Origin of the sequence: Mesorhizobium sp. B2-3-11 (assembly GCF_006442215.1) — a bacterium.
Taxonomy (GTDB): Bacteria; Pseudomonadota; Alphaproteobacteria; order Rhizobiales; family Rhizobiaceae; genus Mesorhizobium; species Mesorhizobium salmacidum.
In genome coordinates this window covers 20,125-44,755 of sequence record NZ_VFVS01000017.1, presented here as the reverse complement: position 1 = coordinate 44,755, position 24,631 = coordinate 20,125, and the positions used below count along the sequence as shown (strand labels likewise).

Annotated in this window: 20 protein-coding genes and 1 pseudogene; 18 read left to right on the top strand and 3 right to left on the bottom strand. The window is 64.0% G+C overall.

Annotation, left to right across the window (positions count from 1 at the left end; genetic code table 11):
* Positions 1–38 precede the first annotated feature (38 nt).
* From FJ960_RS21635 to FJ960_RS21605, 7 genes are all read left to right on the top strand, one after another.
* A complete protein-coding gene (locus FJ960_RS21635) occupies positions 39–734 on the top strand; it encodes an aspartate/glutamate racemase family protein (protein ID WP_140716651.1) in 696 nt (231 codons plus the stop codon).
* A gap of 95 nt (positions 735–829) precedes the next feature.
* Positions 830–1,225, top strand: coding sequence for a DUF4345 family protein (locus tag FJ960_RS21630; RefSeq protein WP_127275645.1), 396 nt, complete (start codon positions 830–832; stop codon positions 1,223–1,225).
* Positions 1,226–1,471: 246 nt separating this feature from the next.
* Positions 1,472–2,032, top strand: a complete 561-nt coding sequence (locus FJ960_RS21625; protein WP_140716649.1) for a F0F1 ATP synthase subunit delta — start codon at positions 1,472–1,474, stop codon at positions 2,030–2,032.
* Positions 2,032–3,561, top strand: coding sequence for a F0F1 ATP synthase subunit alpha (gene atpA / locus FJ960_RS21620; protein WP_140503877.1), 1,530 nt, complete (start codon positions 2,032–2,034; stop codon positions 3,559–3,561). Before FJ960_RS21625 ends, atpA begins: the two co-directional genes overlap by 1 nt.
* Before the next feature lie 31 nt (positions 3,562–3,592).
* Entirely contained in the window at positions 3,593–4,480 is an 888-nt protein-coding gene (locus FJ960_RS21615; RefSeq protein ID WP_140503875.1) for a F0F1 ATP synthase subunit gamma, read from the top strand.
* Positions 4,481–4,549: 69 nt separating this feature from the next.
* The gene (gene atpD, locus FJ960_RS21610) at positions 4,550–6,130 is read left to right on the top strand and encodes a F0F1 ATP synthase subunit beta (RefSeq protein WP_181166609.1); all 1,581 of its coding nucleotides are present in this window, start codon (positions 4,550–4,552) and stop codon (positions 6,128–6,130) included.
* Positions 6,131–6,242: 112 nt separating this feature from the next.
* The gene (locus FJ960_RS21605) at positions 6,243–6,650 is read left to right on the top strand and encodes a F0F1 ATP synthase subunit epsilon (RefSeq protein WP_140503873.1); all 408 of its coding nucleotides are present in this window, start codon (positions 6,243–6,245) and stop codon (positions 6,648–6,650) included.
* Between the two features lie 111 nt (positions 6,651–6,761).
* Here the strand turns inward: FJ960_RS21605 and FJ960_RS21600 are convergent, their stop codons facing one another.
* Positions 6,762–8,270 carry a mannitol dehydrogenase family protein gene (locus FJ960_RS21600; RefSeq protein ID WP_140716647.1) on the bottom strand — a complete coding sequence of 503 codons (1,509 nt, stop codon included), beginning with the start codon at positions 8,268–8,270 and terminating at the stop codon, positions 6,762–6,764.
* 201 nt (positions 8,271–8,471) lie between these two features.
* On the opposite strand from FJ960_RS21600, the gene uxaC reads away from it, so the two are divergent.
* From uxaC to FJ960_RS21560, 8 genes are all read left to right on the top strand, one after another.
* Positions 8,472–9,884, top strand: a complete 1,413-nt coding sequence (gene uxaC / locus FJ960_RS21595; RefSeq protein ID WP_181174283.1) for a glucuronate isomerase — start codon at positions 8,472–8,474, stop codon at positions 9,882–9,884.
* Between the two features lie 33 nt (positions 9,885–9,917).
* Positions 9,918–10,895 (top strand): TRAP transporter substrate-binding protein, encoded by a 978-nt coding sequence (locus FJ960_RS21590; protein ID WP_140716643.1) that lies wholly within the window; start codon positions 9,918–9,920, stop codon positions 10,893–10,895.
* Positions 10,896–10,957: 62 nt separating this feature from the next.
* Positions 10,958–11,482, top strand: coding sequence for a TRAP transporter small permease (locus FJ960_RS21585; RefSeq protein ID WP_032935732.1), 525 nt, complete (start codon positions 10,958–10,960; stop codon positions 11,480–11,482).
* A gap of 3 nt (positions 11,483–11,485) precedes the next feature.
* Positions 11,486–12,766 (top strand): TRAP transporter large permease, encoded by a 1,281-nt coding sequence (locus FJ960_RS21580; protein WP_027145118.1) that lies wholly within the window; start codon positions 11,486–11,488, stop codon positions 12,764–12,766.
* Between the two features lie 11 nt (positions 12,767–12,777).
* Positions 12,778–13,548: a FadR/GntR family transcriptional regulator gene (locus FJ960_RS21575; RefSeq protein WP_140716641.1), complete on the top strand. Its 771-nt coding sequence runs from the start codon at positions 12,778–12,780 to the stop codon at positions 13,546–13,548.
* A gap of 22 nt (positions 13,549–13,570) precedes the next feature.
* The gene (gene kduI, locus FJ960_RS21570; RefSeq protein ID WP_140716639.1) at positions 13,571–14,422 is read left to right on the top strand and encodes a 5-dehydro-4-deoxy-D-glucuronate isomerase; all 852 of its coding nucleotides are present in this window, start codon (positions 13,571–13,573) and stop codon (positions 14,420–14,422) included.
* Positions 14,419–15,183: a 2-dehydro-3-deoxy-D-gluconate 5-dehydrogenase KduD gene (gene kduD, locus FJ960_RS21565; RefSeq protein WP_140716637.1), complete on the top strand. Its 765-nt coding sequence runs from the start codon at positions 14,419–14,421 to the stop codon at positions 15,181–15,183. The genes kduI and kduD overlap by 4 nt, the downstream gene beginning before the upstream one ends.
* Before the next feature lie 10 nt (positions 15,184–15,193).
* Positions 15,194–15,532, top strand: a complete 339-nt coding sequence (locus tag FJ960_RS21560) for a cupin domain-containing protein (RefSeq protein ID WP_140503861.1) — start codon at positions 15,194–15,196, stop codon at positions 15,530–15,532.
* 260 nt (positions 15,533–15,792) lie between these two features.
* Here FJ960_RS21560 and FJ960_RS21555 read toward each other — a convergent pair whose 3' ends face one another.
* Complete coding sequence (locus tag FJ960_RS21555) at positions 15,793–17,214, bottom strand: coniferyl aldehyde dehydrogenase (protein WP_140503860.1); 1,422 nt, start codon at positions 17,212–17,214, stop codon at positions 15,793–15,795.
* A 231-nt stretch (positions 17,215–17,445) separates the two neighbouring features.
* Here FJ960_RS21555 and recQ point away from each other — a divergent pair, with 231 nt between their 5' ends.
* The 3 genes and pseudogenes from recQ to FJ960_RS21530 form a co-directional block, all read left to right on the top strand.
* Positions 17,446–19,281, top strand: coding sequence for a DNA helicase RecQ (recQ, locus tag FJ960_RS21550; protein WP_140716635.1), 1,836 nt, complete (start codon positions 17,446–17,448; stop codon positions 19,279–19,281).
* A 577-nt stretch (positions 19,282–19,858) separates the two neighbouring features.
* Positions 19,859–21,196, top strand: a complete 1,338-nt coding sequence (locus tag FJ960_RS21540; protein WP_140716633.1) for a hypothetical protein — start codon at positions 19,859–19,861, stop codon at positions 21,194–21,196.
* Positions 21,197–21,952: 756 nt separating this feature from the next.
* A pseudogene (locus FJ960_RS21530) lies at positions 21,953–22,198 on the top strand (IS481 family transposase); the annotation flags it as partial.
* A 1,490-nt stretch (positions 22,199–23,688) separates the two neighbouring features.
* On the opposite strand, the gene FJ960_RS21525 reads toward FJ960_RS21530, so the two are convergent.
* A complete protein-coding gene (locus FJ960_RS21525) occupies positions 23,689–24,606 on the bottom strand; it encodes a LysR substrate-binding domain-containing protein (RefSeq protein ID WP_140503853.1) in 918 nt (305 codons plus the stop codon).
* Positions 24,607–24,631 lie beyond the last annotated feature (25 nt).

Here is a 24,631-nt window from a genome sequence, read left to right as displayed (position 1 = left end):
CAGCTACAGTTGTCTCGGCGAGAGAACGGAAAGACCACATGAAAACCCTTGGCTTGCTCGGTGGCATGAGCTGGGAATCGACCGCGATCTACTACCGCCTGCTCAACGAGATCGTGCGCGAGCGCCTTGGCGGCTTGCATTCGGCGAAGCTGCTGCTCTGGTCGTTCGATTTTTCCGAGATTGCCGAGCGGCAGCATCATGGCGACTGGGACGGCGCCGGCGCGCTGCTGACCGATGCCGCGCGCAAGCTCGAGGCCGGCGGTGCGGAAGGTCTGCTCTTGTGCACCAACACCATGCATAAGCTGGCCGACCAGGTGCAGACGTCAGTGTCGATCCCGCTGATCCATATCGCTGATGCCACGGCGGCCGCGATCAGGCAGGCCGGTTTGCAGCGCCCGGCGCTGCTGGCGACGCGGTTCACCATGGAACAGGACTTCTACAAGGGCCGGCTTGCCGACAAATATGGCCTCTCGCCAGTGGTGCCCGATGACGCCGGGCGCGACATGGTCCATCGCGTCATCTACGAGGAACTCTGCCAGGGCGTTGTCTCCGAAGCTTCGAAGGCCGCCTATGTCGCCGAGGCAAACCGCCTTCGCCGCGAAGAGGCCGCCGACAGCCTGATTATGGGCTGCACCGAGATCACCATGCTGATCGGCCAGGGCGATTTCGACATTCCGGTTTTCGACACGACGCGCATCCATGCCGAGGCGGCGGTGGAATTCGCGCTCGGTTGATGCGCGTCTCCTAAAGTGCCTGGAGCCATCTGGCGCGGCATTTTTCCTTCGCTAGAATGCCCGCGATTTCAAAGCAGACTTTTCGAGGGGACACGATGGACTTTGCGCTTCCATGGCCGACGAGCCAGGGCGAATGGCTGGCCTGGTCGAGCGCGGTCTTCACCGTGCTGCTCGGCCTTCTGTTCTTCCTGGCGCCGGGCCTGGCGTTCCGCATCCTGCGCCTGCAGGCCAAACCCGAGAAGGCGGCGGCGATCGCCGAAGGCCGAGGCCGCATGTCGGGCTTCTATCTAGGGGTCGGCTTGTGCTGCATCCTGCTCGCGCAGCCGCTGGTCTACATGGCGCTCGGCTTCTCCTGGCTGTTCACCGCCTTCGGCCGGCTGCTGTCGATGATGTCGGATGGCGCCAATACACCTTTCAATTGGGTTTCCATCGTGGTGGAACTGGCGCTCGCGGCCTTGCCGCTCGCCTTTGCCTTCGGCTTTGTGCCCTGAATCCAAGGGTATTCCGGTGCGCAGGACCCGAGTCTTTCGCCGGATGCGACAATAGTGCCTGAAAACCATGCGGAACGACGCATTGCGGTCTTAAAATGCCTGTGCTAGACGGCAATCGACTTTCGGCCGGGGATAGCGGAAGCCGCGCCTCCGTGCTTGGAAAAATGCAGTAAGGTCAAAGATTTAGCCAGAGTTTTTGCTCGCGCCAACAATCTGCGGCCTGTCAGACAAGAGAAAAGACGGTCCGTGGCCCAATCGTCATCGCCAATCTCAGGTGTCGCAGAGCGCTATGCCGGTTCGCTGTTCGAACTGGCATCGCAGTCAAACTCCGTGGCCAAGGTCGAGGCCGACCTGAACGGTTTCGAGGCCATGCTGGCGGGCAGCGCGGACCTCACCCGGCTGATCAACAGCCCGGTATTCTCCAGCGAGGACCAGGCCAAGGCCATCGCGGCGATCGCCGACAAGGCCGGCATCACCGGCCTGACTGGCAATTTCCTGCGCGTCGTCGCCAAGAACCGCCGCCTGTTCGCGGTGCCCGGCATGATCAAGGCATTTCGCCAGATCGCCGCTGAGCACCGTGGCGAGGCTGCTGCTGAAGTGACGTCGGCGCATGATCTGACCGCGGCCCAGCAGACCGAACTCAAGGCGGCGCTGAAGAGCGTTGCCGGCAAGGACGTGGCCATTTCCGTCACCGTCGACCCGTCGCTGCTCGGCGGACTGGTGGTCAAGATGGGCTCGCGCCAGATCGATACGTCGCTCAAAACCAAACTCAATTCGCTCAAGCTTGCACTGAAAGAGGTCGGCTGATGGACATCCGCGCCGCGGAAATTTCCGCAATTCTGAAAGACCAGATTAAGAATTTCGGCAAGGAGGCCGAGGTCTCCGAAGTCGGACAGGTGCTGTCCGTCGGTGACGGTATCGCCCGCGTTTACGGTCTCGACAATGTCCAGGCCGGCGAAATGGTCGAATTCCCCGGCGGCATCCGCGGCATGGCGCTCAATCTCGAAGCCGACAATGTCGGCGTCGTCATCTTCGGCGCCGACCGCGACATCAAGGAAGGCGACACCGTCAAGCGCACCGGCGCCATCGTCGACGCGCCTGTCGGCCCCGGCCTGCTCGGCCGCGTCGTCGACGCGCTCGGCAACCCGATCGACGGCAAAGGCCCGATCAAGGCGATCGAGCGCAAGCGCGTCGACGTCAAGGCGCCCGGCATCATCCCGCGCAAGTCGGTGAACGAGCCGATGTCGACCGGCCTCAAGGCCATCGATGCGCTGATCCCGGTCGGCCGCGGTCAGCGCGAGCTGGTCATCGGCGATCGCCAGACCGGCAAGACCGCCATCATCCTCGACACGATGCTCAACCAGAAGTCGGTGCACGACAACGGTCCTGAGAAGGAAAAGCTCTACTGCGTCTACGTCGCCGTCGGCCAGAAGCGCTCGACCGTCGCGCAGTTCGTCAAGGTGCTGGAAGAGCGCGGCGCGCTCGAATATTCGATCATCGTCGCCGCCACCGCGTCCGATCCGGCGCCGATGCAGTTCCTGGCGCCGTTCACGGCCTGCACCATGGGCGAATATTTCCGCGACAACGGCATGCATGCGCTGATCAGCTATGACGATCTGTCGAAGCAGGCCGTGGCCTATCGCCAGATGTCGCTGTTGCTGCGCCGTCCGCCGGGCCGCGAAGCCTATCCGGGCGACGTCTTCTACCTGCACTCGCGCCTGCTCGAGCGCGCTGCCAAGCTCAACGACGACCTGGGTGGCGGCTCGCTGACCGCGCTGCCGGTCATCGAAACGCAGGCCAACGACGTGTCGGCCTACATTCCGACCAACGTGATCTCGATCACCGACGGCCAGATCTTCCTCGAAACCAACCTGTTCTTCCAAGGCATCCGTCCGGCCGTCAACGTCGGCCTGTCGGTGTCGCGCGTCGGTTCCTCGGCGCAGATCAAGGCGATGAAGCAGGTTGCCGGCTCGATCAAGGGCGAGCTCGCGCAGTACCGCGAAATGGCGGCTTTCGCGCAGTTCGGCTCGGATCTCGATGCCGCCACGCAGCGCCTGCTCAACCGCGGCTCGCGCCTGACCGAACTGTTGAAGCAGCCGCAGTTCTCGCCGCTGAAGACGGAAGAGCAGGTCGCGGTGATCTTCGCCGGCGTCAACGGCTATCTCGACAAGCTGCCGGTCAACCAGGTCGGCAAGTTCGAGCACGGCCTGCTCAGCCACATGCGTTCGGCCGGCAAGGACGTCCTCGAGGCCATCCGCAAGGAAAAGGCGCTGTCGGACGATCTGCGCGCCAAGCTGAAGGCCGAGATCGACGCCTTCGCCAAGACCTTCGCCTGAGCGAAGTGCAAGTCGGGATCAGGTTTGAAGCATGCCTTCATTAAAAGACCTTCGTAACCGTATCGCCTCGGTCAAGGCGACGCAGAAGATCACCAAGGCGATGCAGATGGTCGCCGCGGCAAAGCTGCGCCGTGCGCAAGAGGCGGCGGAAGCGGCGCGTCCCTATTCGGAGCGCATGGGTTCCGTCCTGGCCAACATCACCCAGGCTGTCGGTGGCGGTGGCGATGCCCCGGCGCTGATGGCGGGAACCGGCAAGGATGACGTGCATCTGCTCGTCGTCTGCACAGCCGAGCGCGGCCTGTGCGGCGGCTTCAATTCGCAGATCGCCCGTCATGCCCGCGACCATATCCGCCGACTTCTGGCCGATGGCAAGCAGGTCAAGATCATCTGCGTCGGCAAGAAGGGTTTCGACATACTGCGCCGCGACTACGCCGCGATGATCATCGAGCGCGTCGATCTGCGCGAGGTAAAGACGCTCGGCTTCGTCAATGCCGATGCGATCGCCCGCAAGGTTATCCACCTGTTCAACGAGGGCGCCTTCGACGTCTGCACGCTGTTCTATTCGCAGTTCAAGTCGGTGATCAGCCAGGTTCCGACCGCGCAGCAGATCATTCCGGCAGCGTCCGCCTCTTCGGCTCGGCCCGAGTCGACGGATGGCGCCAGCGCCGTCTACGAGTATGAGCCGGAGCCGGGCGAAATCCTGTCCGACCTCATCCCGCGCAACATCGCGGTGCAGGTTTTCCGCGCGCTGCTCGAAAACGCGGCGGGCGAAATGGGCGCCAAGATGAGCGCCATGGACAATGCGACGCGCAACGCCGGTGAGATGATCAACAAACTTTCGATCACCTACAACCGCCAGCGGCAGGCACAGATCACCAAGGAACTGATCGAAATCATTTCGGGCGCCGAGGCGCTCTAGGCGCGGTCCGCGGGTCATGGCCCGCGAACCGGACCGCGTGAGAAACAAAGGACGAAAAGGGTAAAGACGATGGCGAAAGCAGCGACCCCGCAGAAGGCAATCCCGAAGGCAGCAGCCCCGGCGAAGGCGGCCAAGGCTCCGGCAGCGGCGGCAAAGGCGGCCCCGGCCAAGGCAGCAGCAGCGCCGGCCAAGGCCGCCGCTGCCAGGACCCAGGCCGTGGCCACCAGGGCCACCGGCGTTGTAGGCAAGGTCCGCCAGGTCATCGGCGCGGTCGTCGACGTGCAGTTCGGCGAGCATCTGCCGCCGATCCTGAACGCGCTCGAGACCGACAATGTCGGCAATCGCCTGGTGCTCGAAGTTGCCCAGCATCTCGGTGAAAACACCGTGCGCTGCATCGCCATGGACTCCACCGAAGGTCTGGTGCGCGGCCAGGAAGTGCGCGACACCGGCGGCCCGATCGCCGTGCCGGTCGGCCCGGGCATGCTCGGCCGCATCATCAACGTCATCGGCGAGCCGGTCGACGAAGCAGGCCCGGTCGACGCGGTCGAATTGCGCTCGATCCATCAGCCGGCTCCGGCCTATATCGAACAATCGACGGAAGCGCAGATCCTGATCACCGGCATCAAGGTGCTCGACCTGTTGGCTCCCTACGCCAAGGGCGGCAAGATCGGCCTGTTCGGCGGCGCCGGCGTCGGCAAGACCGTGCTGATCCAGGAATTGATCAACAACATTGCCAAGGCGCATGGTGGTTACTCGGTGTTCGCCGGCGTCGGCGAGCGCACCCGCGAAGGCAACGACCTCTATCACGAGTTCATCGAATCCGGCGTCAACAAGAAGGGCGGCGGCGAAGGCTCGAAGGCGGCGCTGGTGTACGGCCAGATGAACGAGCCGCCGGGCGCGCGCGCCCGCGTCGGCCTGACCGGCCTGACGGTTGCCGAATATTTCCGCGACCAGGGCCAGGACGTGCTGTTCTTCGTCGACAACATCTTCCGCTTCACGCAGGCGGGTTCTGAAGTGTCGGCGCTGCTCGGCCGTATCCCGTCGGCCGTGGGCTATCAGCCGACGCTCGCCACCGACATGGGCGCGCTGCAGGAACGCATCACCACCACCACCAAGGGCTCGATCACCTCGGTGCAGGCGATCTACGTGCCGGCCGATGACTTGACCGACCCGGCGCCGGCGACCTCATTCGCTCACCTTGACGCGACGACGACGCTGAACCGTTCGATCGCCGAAAAGGGCATTTATCCGGCCGTCGATCCGCTGGACTCGACCTCGCGCATGCTCGACCCGCTGGTCGTCGGCGACGAGCACTATGGCGTCGCCCGCCAGGTGCAGTCGATCCTCCAGCGCTACAAGTCGCTGCAGGACATCATCGCCATCCTGGGCATGGACGAGCTCTCGGAAGAGGACAAGCAGACGGTGGCCCGCGCCCGCAAGATCGAGCGCTTCCTGTCGCAGCCCTTCTTCGTCGCCGAAGTGTTCACCGGCGCGCCGGGCAAGCTGGTCGACCTCGCCGACACCATCAAGGGCTTCAAGGGCCTCTGCAACGGCGATTATGACCACCTGCCGGAAGCCGCCTTCTACATGGTCGGCGGCATCGACGAAGCGGTCGAGAAGGCACAGCGCCTCGCGGCTGAAGCGGCGTAATTCAAGCGAATAGGGAGTAGTGAGTAGTGAGTAGAGAATAGCAGATGTGACCAAGGGGCCTTTGCACCCCTTCACTACTGACTACTCACTATTCCCTACCTGCTAAGTTGATATGGCTGAAGCTTTCAAGTTCGAACTGGTCTCTCCGGAGCGCCTGCTGGTTTCCGCCGAGGTCGAATCCGTCGTTATTCCAGGCGCCGAAGGCGAGATGACCGTCATGGCCCATCATGCGCCGGTCATGACCACGATCAAGCCGGGCGTCGTCACGGTGAAGAACGCCTCGGGCGGCGAAGAACGCTATGTCGTGTTCGGTGGCTTCGCCGACATCGTTCCGGCCGGCTGCACGCTGCTGGCGGAATCGGCCGTCGCGGTGAAGGATGTCGACCGCGCCGATCTCGCCCGCCGCATCCAGGAAGCCAGGGAAGACGCCGTGGACGCCAAGGACGACCAGGCGCGCAGCAAGGCGGAGCAGTTCCTTGGCCAGCTCACCACGCTGGAAGGCGCCATCCTGCCGGCCTGAACTTCAATTCAGAAGCGAAGTGAAAAGCGGGGCACTTGCCTCGCTTTTTTGTTTTGTTCGAGCGGAGAGAATTCAGCTATGGCGGCGATGCTGTAGCGTGCCAGCTTCGCCTTACGGCCCTTCGCCCTCTATGCCGAGCGCAGCAAAGGCCAAAGTCGTGCCGTCCCGCCGCAGGTGGACGAGGTGGACGGCCACGAGTTCGATCAGCGTCTGGCGTTCGGCGTGATCGCTGGCGAAGCCGGTCAGATCGAACACCGCCGTCACGGTTTCGTTCGCCGGCAGCTGCTGGTCCAAAAGCGCCGTCAGCGGAGCATCGAGCGGATCGGTGAAATGGCCCTCCGGCAAGCTCTTTCCGCGCGCCGCGCAGGCCGCGATCCAGGCTGCCACCACCAGCGTGAGATGGACCAGCTCGGTGCCGGCTTCGAGGCACTCGATAGCTGAAGCGATGATGCGCTGCGGCAGTTTCTGGCTGCCGTCATTGGCGATCTGCGCCGTGCGGTGGGCAAGTGCCGTGTTCGAAAAACGCTCGGCGAGCTCGGTCGTATAGGCTGATGTGTCGAGGCCGGCGTCATCCGGCAATGTCGATACCGCCTCCTCCCACAGCGCATCGACGAACTGCCTTATCGCCGGATCGGCGAAGGCGCGATCGACCGTGGCGTGGCCGCTGAGCAGGCCGAGATAGGCGATGCCCGAATGCGCGCCGTTGAGCAGCCTCAGCTTCATGTCCTCGAAAGGGGCGACATCGCCGACCATGGTGACGCCGAATTTTTCCCAGGCCGGACGGCCGGCCGGGAAATCGTCCTTGATCACCCATTGGCTGAAGGGTTCCGTCATCACGGGCCAGGCGTCCTCGATACCAAGTTCGCCCGATATCCGCGACCTGTCGGCATCGGTCGTGGCCGGCACGATGCGGTCGACCATGCTCGAGGGAAATGCGACACGACCTGCGATGTGGCCGGCGACCCCAGCATCGCCCGCCGAACCAGGACTGGCATCGCGCAATTTGGCGAATTCGATCAGCAGCCTGTGCAAGGTGGCGCCGTTGGCCGGCAGGTTGTCGCAACAAAGCACGGTAAAAGGCGGGGTGCCGGCGGCCAGCCTGCGGGCCAGCGCTTCGGTCAGAAAACCATGCGCCGTCTTCGGCTTTTGCGGATTGGCCAAGTCGTGGACGATGTCGGGATGCGTCGCGTCCAGCCCACCGCCCGCCGCCCGCAGATAGGCTTTCTCGGTGATCGTCAGCGTCACGATGCGGGTGCGCGCATCGGTCAGCACCGCCAGCACCGCGCCCGGATCTTCCGGCGCCACCAGCATCGAACCGATCGAGCCGATGACATGCAGCTTCTCGCCGCCGCTGCCGCGGACCGCCAGTGTGTAAAGCCCATCCTGCGGCGCCAGCGCGTCGCGCGTGTCGGCGCTGCGCAATGACACGCCTGTTATGCCCCAGCCCGTCTCACCGGCCGCCAGGCATTCATCGATATAGGCGGCCTGGTGGGCGCGGTGAAAGGCGCCGACGCCCAGATGCACGATGCCCGGTGTAACCGCACCGCGATCATATCGAGGCGCGGCGACCTTGGCCGGTAATGCGGGCGCCGTGCGGTTGGAAAGGCGGCGGTCTGTCATCGGTTCGCGCACTCATCTCGTGAAACGGGGTCATGGAACGGCTGGTATCCGGAGGCGGATCGCAAGCCGCAGAACACTGGCGGCGTAACACCGGCGGCGTTCGCCGACAATGCTCAGCTTTGCTCAAAAGTCATCATACAACAATCCAATTTTTGTATGTTGACATTATTTCTGGTCAACCCTACCGATAGGGCTGGGAGGATGGCCGTGGCACTGATCAATGCGGATTTGCTGTTTCCAGCCGAGGCGCGTCCGCTCTCGATCGCCCGCGATCTCTATGCCGGCATCAAGGACCTGCCCATCATCAGCCCGCATGGGCATACCGATCCGCGCTGGTATGCGCTGAACGAGCCGTTCCCCGATCCCGCGCAGCTGCTCATCGTGCCGGACCACTATATTTTTCGCATGCTGTTCAGCCAGGGCGTGCGGCTGGAGGCTCTCGGCGTGCCGACCCTCGATGGTGCGCCCGTCGAGACCGACGGCCGGGCGATCTGGCGGCTGTTCGCGGAACATTATTACCTCTTCCGTGGCACGCCGACCCGGCTGTGGTTCGACCATGTGCTTGCGCATCTGTTCGCCATCGAAGAGCCGTTGAGCGCCGCAACCGCCGATCGCCATTACGACACGATCGCGACGGTACTGCAGTGGGAGAACTTCCGCCCTCGCGCCCTGTTCGAGCGCTTCAACATCGAGGTCATCGCGACGACCGAAGGCGCGCTCGACGACCTCAGATGGCACCAGATGATCCGCGACAGCGGCTGGGAGGGCCGCGTCGTCACCGCCTATCGGCCGGACGCCGTCGTCGATCCCGATTTCGAAGGCTTCTTGGCCAATCTCGACCGGCTCGGCGAGATCACTGGCTGCGACACCGGGACCTGGGCCGGCTATCTCGACGCGCACCGCCAGCGGCGCGCTTTCTTCAAGAGCTTCGGCGCGACTTCGTCGGACCACGGCCATCCGACGGCGGAAACCGCCAATCTTTCCGACGCGGCGGCGCAGGAGCTGTTCAACCGGGTCCGCGCCGGCTCGCAGGATGAGCGCGAACGAAAGCTGTTTCGCGCCCAGATGCTGACCGAGATGGCCAAGATGAGCCGGGATGACGGGCTGGTGCTGCAGATCCATCCGGGCTCCTGGCGCAACCATTCGCCTGGCATTTTCCAGAAATTCGGCAGGGACAAGGGCTTCGACATCCCGACGCGTACCGACTATGTGACTGCGCTGAAGCCGCTGCTCGACTGTGTCGGGCTGGAGCGTGATCTCACCGTCATCCTGTTCACGCTGGATGAGGCCGGCTATACGCGCGAACTGGCGCCGCTGGCCGGCGTCTATCCGGCGCTGAAGCTCGGGCCGGCCTGGTGGTTCCACGACAGCCCGGAAGGCATGCGCCGCTTCCGCGAGATGACCACCGAGACCGCCGGCTTCTACAACACGGTCGGCTTCAACGACGACACCCGCGCCTTTCCGTCGATCCCGGCCCGCCACGACGTGGCGCGCCGCGTCGACTGCGCGTTCCTGGCGCGCCTCGTCGCCGAGCACCGGCTGCGCGAGGACGAGGCGCATGAACTCGCGAAGGAGCTCGCCTACACGCTTGCCAAGACGGCGTACCGGCTTTGAGCCGGACGTTTCGATTTTCAAAGGGAGGAAGTCATGGTGCATTTTTCGAAATTGACGGCGGCGACATTCGCCATCGGTTCGCTGCTGATCGGCGCTGCCAACGCCGAAACCGTGCTGCGATCCTCGGATACCCATCCGGACGGTTACCCGACCGTCGAGGCGGTCAAGTACATGGGCGACCTGATCAAGCAGCGCACCGCCGGCCGCTATTCGATCGAGGTCTATCACTCGGCGCAGCTCGGCGAGGAAAAGGACACGATCGAGCAGACGCAGGCAGGCGTCATCGACCTCGATCGTGTCTCGATGGGACCGTTCAACGGTATCGTGCCGGAGACCGCGGTGCCGTCGCTGCCCTACATATTCCGCTCCGTCGAGCACATGCGCCACGTCATGGACGGCGCTGTCGGCGACCAAATCCTGAAGGCGTTCGAGGCGCATGACCTCGTCGGCCTCGCCTTCTACGATTCCGGTGCTCGGTCTTTCTACAACACCAAGAAGGACATTACCTCGATGGCGGACATGAAAGGCATGAAGTTCCGCGTCATCCAGTCCGATGTGTTCGTCGACATGGTCAACGCGCTTGGCGCCAACGCCACGCCGATGGCCTATGGGGAAGTCTATTCGGCGCTGCAGACCGGCGTCATCGACGGCGCTGAAAACAACTGGCCGAGCTTCGAATCCGCCAAGCACTACGAAGTGGCCAAGCATTACACGATGGACGAACACCAGATCGTGCCGGAAGTGCTGGTCATGTCGAAGGCAAGCTGGGACAAGCTCTCGCCGGAAGACCAGGCGATCGTGCGCCAGGCGGCCAAGGACAGCGTCGTCAAGATGCGCGAACTGTGGGACGCGCAGGAGAAGAAGTCGCGCGGCATCGTCGAGGCCGCGGGCGTCAAGGTCAGCGATATCGACAAGCAGCCGCTGATCGACGCGATGAAGCCCGTCTACGACAAGTACCTGTCGACGCCCGAACTGAAGGACCTGGCCGCCCGCATACAGGCCGAGAAATGAACGGCAGGCTCAATGGATCGAGCAGCGCGGAGACCTCCGCGCTGCGTTCGGACGCGTCGGCCATGCGAGGATTCTGGCTGGGTGCGGAGCGGGTCCTGTCAGGACTTGCCAGGCTGGCGCTTTGGATCAGCGGCGCCGGCCTGACGCTGATGACAATCATCATCTTCTGGCAGGTCTTCTCGCGCTACGTGCTGAACCGTTCGCCGAGCTGGACGGAATCCTTCTCGGTTCTGCTGATGGGCTGGTTCATTTTTCTTGGCGCCGCCGTCGGCGTGCGGGAACGCACGCATCTGGGCTTCGACGTGCTGCTCTATGTCTTGCCTGCCTCGGCCAAGGCGGTGCTGCGCAGCATTTCCGATCTTGTCGTGCTGGCCTTCGGCGCCGGCATGATCGTCTATGGCGTACAACTGGCGAGGCTGACCTGGAACACGGTGATGCCTTCGCTCGCTTTGCCGGGCGGCGTCAGCTTCCTGCCGGTCATCCTGGGTGGCGCGCTGGTCTGCCTGTTTTCCTTGGAACGGCTGGCCGGGCGTTTTGCCGGCCTGCCCGTCGACGCCGACATCCATGCAACCGGCGAGGAGCCCTGAACCATGGCACTTATGGTCCTCTTCGGCACCTTCGTGTTCCTGCTGGTCATCGGCACGCCGATCGCGTTCTGCCTCGGCGTCGCCAGCTTCGCGACGATCCTCACGCTCGGGCTGCCGCCGGTCGTGGTGTTCCAGCGGCTCAATTCCGGCGTCAGCGTCTTTTCGCTGATGGCCATCCCCTTCTTCATCTTCGCCGGCGACCTGATGGTGCGCGGCGGCATCGCCGCGCGGCTGGTCGCACTGGCAGGCTCCCTGGTCGGCCATTTGCGGGGCGGTCTGGGGCAGGTCAACATCGCTGCGTCGACCATGTTCGGCGGCATTTCCGGCTCGGCGGTGGCGGATGCGTCGGCGGTCGGCGGGCTGATGATCCCGCAGATGAAGGCGCGCGGCTATGGCATCGACTACGCCGTCAACATCACGTCGGTCGGCGCCATCATCGCGCTTCTCATTCCACCGTCCCACAACATGATCATCTATTCGATTTCGGCCGGCGGCCGTATCTCGATCGCCGACCTGTTCACGGCCGGCGTGCTGCCGGGTCTGCTGCTGGCGTTGTCGCTGATGATAACGGCCTATTGGGTTGCCAGCCGCCGCGGCTATCCGACGGAGCCCTTCGCCGGCTTCGGCCGGGCCATGCAGCTGCTTGTCGCCGCCATTCCCGGCCTCATCCTGATCGCCATCATCTTCGGCGGCGTCAGGTCCGGCATCTTCACCGCGACCGAGAGCTCCTGCATCGCCATCGTCTATGCTTTCCTGGTGACGCTGATCATCTACCGCTCGATGAGCTGGGGCGACTTCGTCGCGGCGACGACGGCGTCGGTGCGCACCACCGCCATGGTGCTGATGATCATAGGCTGCGCGGCGGCCTTCGGCTGGCTGCTCGCCTATCTCAGGGTGCCGGCGGCGCTGGTCGCCTTTCTGCAGTCGGTATCCGACAACAAGCTGGTCATCCTGCTGTTGATCAACATCGTGCTGCTCATCCTCGGCACCTTCATGGACATGTCGCCGCTGATCATCATCACGACGCCGATCTTCCTACCGGTGGTCATGGCCTATGGCGTCGATCCCGTGCATTTCGGCGTGATCCTCATCCTCAATCTCGGCATCGGGCTTTGCACGCCACCGGTCGGCGCGGTCCTGTTTGTCAGCTGCGCCATCGGCCGCATTCCGATCTGGACCGCGATGCGCTCGATCTGGCCATTCTACGGCGCCGCCTTCGCCGTGCTGATGCTTGTCACCTACGTACCGGAAATCTCATTGTGGCTGCCGGGCCTGTTCCATTAGGAGATCGCCACGTGTCCGTCAGTCCCGATCTCAAGGTCGAACGAAAACCCAAGCTTTCTGAAGGCGTGATCACGGCGATCCGCAAGCAATTGCTGGCGGGCGAGATTCTGCCCGGCCAAAAATTGCCGACCGAGGGCCAGCTGACCGAAACCTTCGGCGTCAGCCGCACCGTCATCCGCGAGGCGCTGGCCAAGCTTGCCGCCGACGGCCTTGTCGAGCCGCGGCAGGGCGCCGGCGTCTTCGTCACCGAGCACATTTCGACCATGTTCGGCGCGCTTGCAGCCGACATGGGAGCCAAGGATTCCATCGCGCTCAACGTGCTCGAGGTGCGCCTGGCGATCGAAATCGAATCGGCCGGCCTCGCCGCCATCCGTCGCAACGCAGCGCAGGAAGCGGCGATCCAGGAAGCCTTCTTCGAGTTCGAGCGGATGCTGCTCGACAGCCAGCCGACCGGACCCGCCGACCTTGCCTTCCATCGCGCCATCGCCAGCGCCACCAACAATCCGTTCTATGTCGAAATGCTCGACGTGCTCGGCCGGCGCGCCATTCCGTGCGACGTGACCTCGCCCTGGTCGACCGAACTTGTGCAGTCCGACAGCTACCAGCGCGGGCTGCAGCGCGAGCATCTGGTGATCCTGAACGCGATCACGGCGGGCCATGCCGAAGCCGCGCGCGAGGCGATGCGCACCCATCTCGGCGCCAGCCAGCAGCGCTACCGCGAGCGCCTGCAGGCGCGGCAGGCCTTTTACGCCAGTTCGGTCAAGGCGGCCGCCGGGGAATGATCCACCAGAAGTCAGGACAGAGATGAGCCAGAACCACACCGACTACACATCGCGCTTCGCCATCGACCCGGCTGCCGCCGCCGCCATGGGAACGGACGAACTGCGCCATAATTTCCACATCGAAGACCTCTTCGAGCCCGGCCGCGTCAGCCTGACCTATACCCACTACGACCGCATGATCGTCGGCGGCGCCATGCCGGTGGCGACGGCATTGCCATTGGAAGCGATCAAGCCGACCGGCACCAAAGGTTTTCTCGTCCGGCGCGAAATGATCGCCGTCAACATCGGCGGCGCCGGCTCGATCGAAGCCGGCGGCCAGTCCTTCGACCTGCGGGCGCGCGACATGCTCTATCTCGGCATGGGCTCCAGCGATGTGTCATTCGCTTCGTCCGACAAAGCCGCGCCGGCTAAATTCTACCTGCTCAGCGCGCCGGCGCATCAGGCTCATCCCAGCCGGCTGATCCGCCTCGGCGACGCCAAGCGCCTCGATCTCGGCAGCAAGGAGGCCTGCAACGAGCGCTCGATCTTCCAGTTCATCCATGACGGAGGGACAAAAACCTGCCAGCTCGTGGTCGGCATGACGCAGCTGGCGCCAGGCTCGATCTGGAACACCATGCCGTGCCATGTGCATGACCGGCGCATGGAGGCCTATCTCTATTTCGATCTGCCCGAGGCGGCGCGCGTCTTCCATTTCATGGGCGAGCCGGACGAGACACGCCACATCGTCATGCGCAACGAAGAGGCGGTGCTGTCGCCGGGCTGGTCGATCCACTCTGGCGCCGGTACGTCCAATTACGCCTTCATCTGGGCGATGGCCGGCGACAATGTCGACTACACCGATGTCGACGCGGTGGCGATGGACGTGCTGCGGTGAGCGATCTCACAGCCTTCAGCCTGGCCGGCAAGCGCATCCTGGTCACCGGCGCCAACACCGGCATCGGCCGGGGCATCGCGGTCTCGATCGCGCGCGCCGGCGGCGCGGTGATCGGCGTCGGCCGCTCGTCGATGGAGGAGACGGCGAGCAAGGTCGCGGCTCTGGGCAGCGAATTCGAGACGGTTGCCGCCGACCTTGCCGACACGGGCGCGGCTGGACCGATGCTCGATCGTGTCTGGGACGAAAGCGGGCCGCTCGACGGGTTGGTCAACAATGCCGGCATCATCCGCCGCGCAGATGCCGTCGACCTGACGGAGACCGATTGGGACGATGTCATCGACGTCAATTTGAAGACCGCCTTCCTGCTCTGCCAGGCCTTTGCGCGGCGCGTCCTTGCCGAGGGACGCCAGGGCAAGATCGTCAATATCGCCTCGGTGCTGAGTTTCCAGGGCGGCATCCGCGTTGCGTCCTACACGGCGTCAAAGCATGGCCTGCTCGGCATCACCCGTCTGCTCGCGTGCGAGTGGGCGGCGAAAGGCATCAACGTCAACGGCATAGCGCCGGGCTATATCGAGACCAACAACACGCAGGCGTTGCGCGCCGATCCCGACCGCAGTGCGGCCATCCTCGGGCGCATTCCCGCCGGCCGCTGGGGGGAGCCCGGAGACATTGGTGATGCCGCCGTCTTCCTGCTGGCGCCGGCCTCGAACTACATGCATGGCGCGGTGGTGCCTGTGGACGGCGGCTGGCTGGCGCGGTGAGGAGGTGACGATGACCGAGCTGAAAGTTTTCGCGCAAGCCGGCGAGGCTGCCTGGACTCCGACCCCGGACGGCAATCGCCGGCGCGTGCTCCTATCCACCGACGAGCTGATGATGGTCGAATTCGGCTTCGACAAGGGCGGCGTCGGTGCGCTGCATTCGCACCCGCATGTCCAGGCAAGCTATGTCGCCGAAGGCCGTTTCGAGGTGACCATCGACGGACGGACCGAAATCCTGGAGACCGGCGGCAGCTTCATCGTTCCCTCCGGGCTGGTGCACGGCGTCAGGGCGCTTGAGGCCGGGCGTCTGGTCGACAGTTTTGCGCCGCACCGCGCCGATTTTCTCGCCTGACCGGGCCGCCAACGGTTCCTCGGCCAATGAAAAACCCGCGCCTCCAGGGAAGCGCGGGTTTGTTGCCTGGGCGCCAGAGCGTGTCACCGTTTCACAGAAACGGCGAAACGTTCTGCCTCTGTCTGACGCAATTCCGGACGGAAAACCGTTTCACACTTTTCCTGGAATTGCTCCAATGCGCCGCGGTACTCAAAACATCACCGCAGGACCGGAAACCTGCCGGATCATGGTGAATATAAACTTAATGCGCGCGACCTTGGTCAGGTGATGCGCTTGAGCAGCCCGAAAAGCCGTTCGAACGTCTTGCCATAGGGCGGCCGCAGAAGGGCTCCCGCGCTCAAGCGCGACTGCAGGAAGACCGGCTTCTCCTTGCTGAAAGTGCGGAACCCCCATTCGCCGTGATAGGCACCCATGCCGCTCGCGCCGACGCCGCCGAAGGGCTGGTTCTCCTGCACCAGATGAAGCATGCAGTCGTTGATGGTGACGCCGCCGGCGACGGTCTCGCGCAGGATGCGTTGGCGGTTGGTGCTGTCGTTGCCGAACCAGTAGAGCGCCAGCGGCCGGTCGGCCCGGTTCACATAGTCGATCGCGTCGTCGACCGTGGCGTATTCGACGATCGGCAGCACCGGGCCGAAAATCTCCTCGCGCATCAGCCGCAGGTCGGGGCCAGCGTTGCTGACCAGGGTCGGCAAAAGCTTCCGGCCCGCGGTGCCGAGGTCTTCGCCGGCCGGGTTGATCTCGGCGACATCTGCGCCGGCCTCGCGGGCCTCCGCGATTATGGCGCGCAGGCGCTGGTAATGCCGGTCGCTGACGATGGCGGTGTAGTCTGGGTTGTCGCGCAGAGTGGGGTAGAGCCGCGCCACGGCGACTGCGAGCTTCGCGGCGACCGTGCCTGCCTGTCCCTTGGGCACCAGCAGGTAGTCCGGCGCGATGCAGGTCTGCCCGGCATTCAACAGCTTGCCATAGGCGACGCTGGCTGTTGCCGTGTCGAGATCGCAGGAGGCGTCGAGGATCGCCGGCGACTTGCCGCCGAGTTCGAGCGTGACCGGGGTCAGGTTGGCGGCGGCGGCGATCGCGACCTGGCGACCGACCGCGGTCGAACCGGTGAACAGAAGGTGGTCGAACGGCATCGAGACGAAGGCCTTGCCCATCTCGGCATCGCCGGTGATGACGCTGAGTTCGTCCGGGGCGAAGTGGTCGCCGGCCAGTCTGGCCAGCAGTTCCGAGAAAGCAGGCGTCAGTTCGGAGGGCTTTACCAGGACGCGGTTGCCGGCGGCGAGCGCTGCCGTGACCGGCGCGACGGCAAGCTGAAAGGGGTAGTTCCAGGGCGATACGATGCCGACCACTCCGAGCGGCTGCGGCAGGAGGCGGTTTTTGCCCGGCAGGAAGGGCAAGGTGGTGGCGACACGACGCTCCCGCATCCAGCCGCCAACATGCGCAAGGGCATGGCGAATGCCGGCGCGCACGACAAACAGTTCCGCAAGCCGCGTCTCGTGCGCCGAGCGACCGCCGAAGTCGGCGCCGATCGCGGCGCAGATTTCAGTCTCGTGCCGCTCGGTCAGCGCCAGCAGGCGCTTGAGGCGGTCTTTACGAAGGCCAAGGTCGGCAAAGGGCTGCTTCTCGAAGGCGGCACGCTGCAACCGGAACCGTTCGCCGAGGACATCCTGTCTGGTCTGCAGCATCGCACCCTCCCTGGCATGTCGGGTCGAGCTTACATCGTGGCGCCGAGGAATCCAGCAGGGCGCAGATACCGCAGGGGAAGCGCGATCTCTCACAGGGGCAGAGAACGAGCCGGCCCTGTTGCGGCCCGGTGACGGCTGCGCTACTCCAGGGGATCACGCGGAGAGTCTCTTGGTCGGTTTCCACATCCTCTCCAATCCCCGAAAAATTGCTCCCAGCCAGGCGGCAGCCTGATGCAGGCACAGACGGCGAGTGTTCGGGCCGAGGATCCCAAGCGGCGCGTCCTGAAGGACGTGTTCGGCTTCGATGATTTTCGCCCCGGCCAGGCCGACGTCATGGACGCACTGCTCGGCGGGCGCCATGTGCTGGCCGTCATGCCGACGGGGGCCGGAAAATCGCTCTGCTACCAGGTTCCTGCGCTGGTCCTGGGCGGGCTAACTCTCGTCGTCTCGCCGTTGGTGGCGCTGATGCAGGACCAGGTCGCGGCGCTGCGGCTTGCCGGCGTCGCCGCCGATACGATCAATTCCTCGCTCGGCCGCGAGGCCAATGTCGCGGCGTGGCGCCGCGTGGCATCGGGCCAGACGCGGCTGCTTTATCTGGCGCCGGAGCGGCTGATGACCGAGCGCATGCTCGAGGCGCTTTCCAGGCTCGACATCAGCCTGATCGCCATCGACGAGGCGCATTGCATCTCGCAATGGGGGCCGGCATTCCGGCCCGAATATGAAGACCTGTCGCGGTTGCGCGGCATCTTCGCCAACGTGCCGATCATCGCGGTGACGGCGACGGCCGACGAGAGCACGCGCAGCGACATCGCCGCCCGGCTGTTCGCTGAGCGGGTCGAAACGCTGGTGCTGGGTTTCGACCGGCCCAACATCAAGCTGGCCATCGCGCCCAAGCAGGACAGCAAGCGCCAGCTGCTCGGCTTCATAGAGCGCCATGCGGGCAAGAGCGGTATCATCTATTGCCTGTCGCGCAAGAAGACCGAGGAGATGGCAGCCTTCCTCGAGAAGAACGGCGTCAGAGCGCTTGCCTATCACGCCGGCATGAGCAAGGAGGCGCGTGAGGCCAATCAAAACGCCTTCATGACCTTGTCCGGCGTCGTCATGGTGGCGACCATCGCCTTCGGCATGGGCATCGACAAACCCGACGTCGCCTATGTCTTCCACACCGATATGCCGGGCAGCCTGGAGGCTTATTACCAGGAAATCGGGCGCGCCGGCCGCGACGGACGCGAGGCCGAGGCGCATATGCTTTACGGTCTTGGCGACATCCGCATGCGACGGCTGTTCATCGACGACGAGGACGCCTCACCCGAGCACAAGAGACGGTCGCACCGCCGGCTCGACACGCTGATCGGCTATTGCGAAACGGCGCAGTGCCGGCGCCAGGTGCTGCTCGGCTATTTCGGCGAAGAGGCTCAAGCCTGCGGCAATTGCGACAACTGCCTCGATCAGGCGCCGCGCGCCGATGGCAGTGCCGAGGCGCGGAAAATCCTTGCGGCGGTCGCGCAGAGTGGCGAGCGCTTCGGCGCGGCCCATGTCATCGACATCCTGCTTGGCCACGAGACCGAGAAGGTGCTGGCGAGAGGCCATCAGACGCTAAGCGGCTTTGGCACCGGTGCCGCGCACAGGAAGACAGTGTGGCTGTCGCTGATCCGGCAACTGGTTGCGGGCGGGTTCCTGATGTCAGATCCCGAGGGTCATGGCGGTCTCGCCATCTCCGAAAGCGGCCGCGCGCTCGGCCGCGGCGAGACTGCATTCCAGTATCGCGTCGAGACGCAGGATCCTCTCGCGCGCGGCAGGAAGCGTTCCGGGGAAGGCTCCGCCGCCGGCGCCGAGGGCGTGGACGCCTCGCTGCTGGCAGCGCTCAAGGCGTTGCGGCTGCGGCTGGCCAAGGAGCGCCAGGTGCCGGCCTATGTGGTGTTTTCCGACCGCACGCTGATCGACATGGCCGACCGCCGCCCGCGCGACCTCGACGCCTTCGCCGAGGTGAACGGCGTGGGAGGGGCGAAGCTCAAGGAGTTCGGCGAGATTTTTCTCGCCGAGATTGCGGGGCATCAGGCTGGCTGAAGACCGCGAGGGCCCGACTCCAGACTGTAGTGCTGATCCGGCTGCTCCCAATGAGCAATGACAGCCGCGGCCTCAAAGTTGGGAGCGCAGCCTGCTGGCCAGCCATCCGAAGTTGTTTCGCGCAGGGACGCGCTCCCATTCGGCCCGGCCGATCTGCCGGGATGGCCCAAGATCCTGGTTGAACAAGTCAATCTGCGTTCTTGCGAAATCCCCGCCGTGCGCTGTCAGTCGCCCTGCTGCTTGCGATTGCAATGTTTTTCACGCCGCTCAAGCCCGCCGCTCCTCGGCGATGGCCCTTGCCCGCAGCTCAGATGCCTCCAAATCTCAGCCGGAAAGACCTTCGCCGAAATATTGTGTGTGAGATATCCGGGTTAGTCCTTTAGGGGATCTGTGCCGACAGTTTTGAGAAGATTCGGAAGTCCCCTACCCTGATTCGGTAACTGACGACCCCTACCTGCCTTTGGTAGGTTGATGATCTGCCTAAGGGTTTGCCTGGCGTGTTAGCGCGGGGCGCTCGGGTTTCGCCGACTGACGCCACAGCGTTTCACCAGCGCGGTCGACGCATGGAGGATCCGCAATGAATTACGAGCGGAGATCCAACTCGGCTTCCGCGCCCCTCGGCGACTGTCCTGACCGAGTATACACGATCGCTGCCTTGTTTCATGACGGCCTTAAACAGTATGACGACCACAAACGGTCGAGAGCCGCCCCGCTGCGCCTCATTCCGTTTTGCCTCATGATGTTGCTTGGATTTGCAGCAGTCGGGCTCGCTCCGCCAGTAACGAAACCTCCTGTCGCTCCCACCCAAATCGTGCCGCCGGATGGCGGATCGTCGGAATCTGCTGCGGCGGAACAGAGGCAAGCCCTGGGGTGGGAGCGGTCTTGGGTCGACGCGTTGAGGCGTGGTCTGACCGCCGCTCGGAGGGAAAGCGAGGCAACTCGCGCCGAAGCGCTTGCCTCGCAAGTCCGGGTTAAGGGGGAGCATGACCAGGCTGAACGCGAACGCGCAGCCAGTGAACAGAGCTTCCTCACGCTGCACAAGGATATCGATGATATCGATGCACTCAAGACCGGCAGTGCGCATGGGGAAAATCTGCCCCGCGAACCGGCGGCGACTCGCCAAGAACTGGCTGCCACGCGGCGCGTCATAGAAAACGCAAGCGCGCCGTCGCGCGCGGTCGCCGACCCGATGAACCAGCCGCAACCTGCCCTTGAAGCGCAGCGGCAAAAAGCCGACGGGCTTCCGCGCGACCTGGCGCAGCCGCGCCTGAGTGCCGAGGCCGTTGCACGCGATACCGCGGAAAGGTCTCTGGCCGAGGCCAGGCAGACGCTTGAAGAGGAGCGGCGGAAAGTCGGGCTCCTGGAGCGTGATATCGCCGGGGCCCGTCAGTCCATCGAAGCGCTGGAGGCGAGCGCGAAGCTGGCAGCAACAACGCGGGCCGGCGCCATCCAGGGCAGGCAGCTTGCTGAAGTTGCTGCAAGGCAGGCTGGCGAGGCGCTCGCACAGGAACGCGAGAGAGCAAACGCGCTGGCGAGTGATCTTGAAACTGCTCGGCGGGAAGGCGACGCCGCAACGGAGGAATTGACCCGGATATCGACGGCGTTCAACGAGGCGGCGGAGCAGGAGCGCAAAAAAGCCATTGACCTGGCACGCGACCTCGCGTCGGCCCGCAAGGACATCGAGGCCCTCAAGCGCTCGGCTGAGCGCTGCACCTCGCATATTGAAAACGCGGCAAAGGCACTCCCCACCGATCGCGCAAGCGCACATGCGCCCCGGCGCAGATCGCTCAACCGAGGGCAGCAGGAGGTCGGCAACGCGGGAGTGCCCAAGTCGCGGGTCGTTCGCCTGACGACGATCACGCTGCCAGACGCGCTGCTTCCCACGCGACCCCCGGCTGAGGGGTTCAGTCAATGACAGCCGGGGATGGAGGATTGCGATGAGCAGATACATCGCGGCCGTTTTCTCGATTGTAATCGCGACTCAACCTGCCATGGCTATTGAGGCAGGAGTTGGTGCCAAGGCCGACAATGTCGGGGTTGGCACCAGTGTGGGCGTCGACCAGAACGGGGCGTCAATCGGTATTGGCGCGAGCGTCGGTAGCGTAGGAGCCGACGCCGGAGTTTCGGTCGGGACAGGCGACGGCTCAGTAGGCGCAAGTGTTGGAGCCAGCGGCCAACTCAGTGGGCAAGGCGCCTCGTCCGAAAGTACCCCAGCAGGCGCTCCGCCAGGCAATACCCCTGGTCATCCCGCCGCCACGACCGCCCCGGCCGCAGGCGTGCCACACATCTCCCTGCCACGCATCCTGCGGCCTTACGGCGAGGGTGGTCGCTCATCGGCCGTGACGGCAATCGAAGCAATACCGGGCACGCCGGGTGCAACTGTTCGCGCCTGCCGTGACGCGATTGCGTCGGCCGCCTCCCCGTTTGGCGTCGTGAGTATACATGCGACGAGCGCAGGTTCCTTACGCCGTCTAAGCCGAGGCGCGGTCTCGGCCCCGATAGCAGTTCGCATCCATTATAAAAGGCAAGGTGGCGCCGAGATCCGGCAGGCGCGGATCAGATGCCACCTCGACGCGACGGGCAAAGTGATCAGGCTGACATAGGTGCACCCTAGGTGTTTGATCCCAGGCTTTGATGGGGCACTCTTGTCTCCCGAATCAAAGGAGGCACTATGGGCCAGGTTCTCCATGGGAGCGCCACGACGACAGAGGCGGTCCGTCGAGCGATACAACATAGTCAAGAGAGCTTGAGGGCGCTGGCCAAGCGCTAGGGATCAACCAGAAGACCGTCGCCAAGGGGGGAGCGGACCTCAACAACCGACCTGCCAACCGGACCGAAGGAGCCGCGGTCGACGGTGCTCTCCGTCGAAGAAGAAGCGGTCATCGTCGCCTTCCGGCACTACACGCTGCTGCCGCTCGGCCATGCCGATCAGCGTGCGGTCGGAGAACACCACATAGGCCGGCCACCTGGCGTTCCTTGGCGAGCCGCAGCGCAGCGTCTTGAGCGTGGCCAGCAAGGAAGCGTCCACGCCCTCGCCGCCCGCGGCGGAGCCCTGCGGCACGCGCGGTAAGTTGCAGCGAGCTAGCCCGGATATCTCACACGCATTTATATGGCGGAGAGGGAGGGACTCTAACCCGCAATCGGGCAAAACATCAATTTCCCGCCTGTCTCCCGGCGGCCCTTCCTTCCAGCGATACAACCAACGCTACATAGCACGATACATTACCCTGAGAGCCCCTCGCCGCGGACATTCTCACAGGCACAGCGGAGACCTGTCGACCCATGCTGGCACAGCTGCCGCGAACTCCCGCGAGTGCATGAGCAATGACGGGGAAACGGCAACAGTCTGATTGTAGGAAAAGTTTTCCCGGCCTTCGCGTTGCAGGCATCAACGAACCTGCAGCGCCTCGCCCTTGACGTCGCTTGAGACTTATCGCCTGCCCGGGTCATTGGCATCGGAGCGACGACAACTCCGACCAAGGCGAGGCGCCGTCTCAAGTATTAGCTATCAAGCCGACGTAACAAGAGCCCGATCTGACGTCGGAAGATTGCCATGAAAATATGATGGTCCTCAAAGGGCCATCTCGATCGCATCCCCAGCACTGGGACGAACTGCCTCCCAAAGAGTGCGCGTTCGCCATGTAGCCGGAGACCGGGGGCACATCTCATCGCGGATTCAGCCCGCATCAAATTCTCTACTTGAGATTCAGGGGCAGTGCACGTCAGCTGGCTACGGAACCTGGACCCCCAGCCAGCACAAATTCACGCTTTCACAAGCCGTAGAAGCCGTGCTGGATTTCAGGCCTCGCCCGCGTCTGGGCATCATCACTGGTGCCCGGATCTGGGGTCCGGCGTCAACCACATTTGCGTCGGTACTTTACTCTGTTGGGGCGGGGGGTATTGGCGGGCAATGTTTGCCTAGGTCGTAAGATTGCCGAGGCCGGCCCCTGTCAGAGGATCGATTGCGGATGTTTGGTTCGGAGTTAGGCGAACGTCGAACCCTTGATCCACAACCGGTTCGCCGGGGTTCGAGTCCCTCCGGGTTCACAGTTGAATGTTATATCAATGAGTTACGTTTAATTAGTCGAAATTGAATTGAGCGTTATCCAATGAGTCACCGAGGTTTGAAGGAAATGATCGCGGGCCTGTTCGCCAATTTTCTCCTTCTCGGTGATAGCACCTGCCACACGTAACTCAGGCTGCCGGTCTCGAAAGACCTTGCAACGATGCGTGCGGCAATCGGCGGCAACGACGTGCGAAAGGGATGGTTTTTCGGCTAGTCAGGCGCGTTCAAGCCCCGCACCCAACATCTAAAAAGGCTCGCGATTCGGCATTCAGTCAGCCGACCATCCGACCTTCTGTCCTTGTGAGAACAGACGGAACGTGCGTCCCGAGATCAGCGCTCGGCTAACCTGCCAAGGTTGCGCCAAGCCGCTTGGAAATTGAAACAATCCAAGTTCGCAGCTCTGGCGCAAAAGGTTTTTCCAGCATCGCCCGGTCCCAGGCCAGGAAATAGGGCTCTGGCAGCCTGACGCGCTTGTCGAACGGCGCCACCAGCCTGCCCGAGGCAATGTCGTCGGCGGCCATCGACAGTTGTGCCAGCACGAAGCCCCTGCCGTTGGCTGCAGCATCGATCGCGGCGCTCGACAGCGAAAAGGCGACTTCACCCGATGTCTTGCGGTGCACCGCGCCGATGCTTGCCGCCCATTCCGCCCATGTGGGCGGCGAACGATGGTCGCGTGCCCATTCGATACTGAGAAGCGGCAGATCGAGGATATCGGCGGGCTTGCGGACCGGATGTTTCGCCAGCAGCGCGGGCGAGCAGGCCGGCACCACCCAGTCGGTGAACAACTCGGTGTAGTGCTCGAAATCACGGTATTTGGTGCCGTAGGAAATGCGGAAGTCGACCTGTTCAGCGCTCAGCCTTGGCTCTGTCTCGGCGCCGACCAGTCGCACGGTGGCGCCGGGATGGCCGATCTGCCAATCCAGAAGCTGCGGACCGATCCATTTGCTGGCGAGCGACGGCAGGCAGGAGATGGTCAAAGTGTCGGCGAAACGGGCCCGTTCGATGACATCCTGGGCCTCGCGTATCTTTTCGAAGCCGATGGAAACCGCCGCGTGGTAGACGCGGCCCAGTGCTGTAAGGGCGACGCTCCTGCCGCGACGTTCCAGAAGCCGTGCGTCCAACGCATCCTCGGCCTTGCGTATCTGCTGGCTGACAGCGCCGACGGATACACCGAGCTCGTTTGCCGCGGCCGTCACGCTGCCACGCCTGCCAAACGCCTCAAAGGCCTGTATCGCACGCAGAGGGGGCGTCTTGTTCACCTGGGCATCGATCCTGGGGTCAGCT

What these genes read in the sequence shown, in the direction of transcription:
- FJ960_RS21635 (WP_140716651.1), top strand. Translation starts at nt 39, where the DNA reads ATGAAAACCCTTGGCTTGCTCGGTGGCATGAGCTGGGAATCGACCGCG.
- FJ960_RS21630 (WP_127275645.1), top strand. Translation starts at nt 830, where the DNA reads ATGGACTTTGCGCTTCCATGGCCGACGAGCCAGGGCGAATGGCTGGCC.
- atpA (WP_140503877.1), top strand. Translation starts at nt 2,032, where the DNA reads ATGGACATCCGCGCCGCGGAAATTTCCGCAATTCTGAAAGACCAGATT.
- FJ960_RS21615 (WP_140503875.1), top strand. Translation starts at nt 3,593, where the DNA reads ATGCCTTCATTAAAAGACCTTCGTAACCGTATCGCCTCGGTCAAGGCG.
- atpD (WP_181166609.1), top strand. Translation starts at nt 4,550, where the DNA reads ATGGCGAAAGCAGCGACCCCGCAGAAGGCAATCCCGAAGGCAGCAGCC.
- FJ960_RS21605 (WP_140503873.1), top strand. Translation starts at nt 6,243, where the DNA reads ATGGCTGAAGCTTTCAAGTTCGAACTGGTCTCTCCGGAGCGCCTGCTG.
- FJ960_RS21600 (WP_140716647.1), bottom strand. Translation starts at nt 8,270, where the DNA reads ATGACAGACCGCCGCCTTTCCAACCGCACGGCGCCCGCATTACCGGCC.
- uxaC (WP_181174283.1), top strand. Translation starts at nt 8,472, where the DNA reads ATGGCCGTGGCACTGATCAATGCGGATTTGCTGTTTCCAGCCGAGGCG.
- FJ960_RS21590 (WP_140716643.1), top strand. Translation starts at nt 9,918, where the DNA reads ATGGTGCATTTTTCGAAATTGACGGCGGCGACATTCGCCATCGGTTCG.
- FJ960_RS21585 (WP_032935732.1), top strand. Translation starts at nt 10,958, where the DNA reads ATGCGAGGATTCTGGCTGGGTGCGGAGCGGGTCCTGTCAGGACTTGCC.
- FJ960_RS21580 (WP_027145118.1), top strand. Translation starts at nt 11,486, where the DNA reads ATGGCACTTATGGTCCTCTTCGGCACCTTCGTGTTCCTGCTGGTCATC.
- kduI (WP_140716639.1), top strand. Translation starts at nt 13,571, where the DNA reads ATGAGCCAGAACCACACCGACTACACATCGCGCTTCGCCATCGACCCG.
- FJ960_RS21560 (WP_140503861.1), top strand. Translation starts at nt 15,194, where the DNA reads ATGACCGAGCTGAAAGTTTTCGCGCAAGCCGGCGAGGCTGCCTGGACT.
- FJ960_RS21555 (WP_140503860.1), bottom strand. Translation starts at nt 17,214, where the DNA reads ATGCTGCAGACCAGACAGGATGTCCTCGGCGAACGGTTCCGGTTGCAG.
- recQ (WP_140716635.1), top strand. Translation starts at nt 17,446, where the DNA reads ATGCAGGCACAGACGGCGAGTGTTCGGGCCGAGGATCCCAAGCGGCGC.
- FJ960_RS21540 (WP_140716633.1), top strand. Translation starts at nt 19,859, where the DNA reads ATGAATTACGAGCGGAGATCCAACTCGGCTTCCGCGCCCCTCGGCGAC.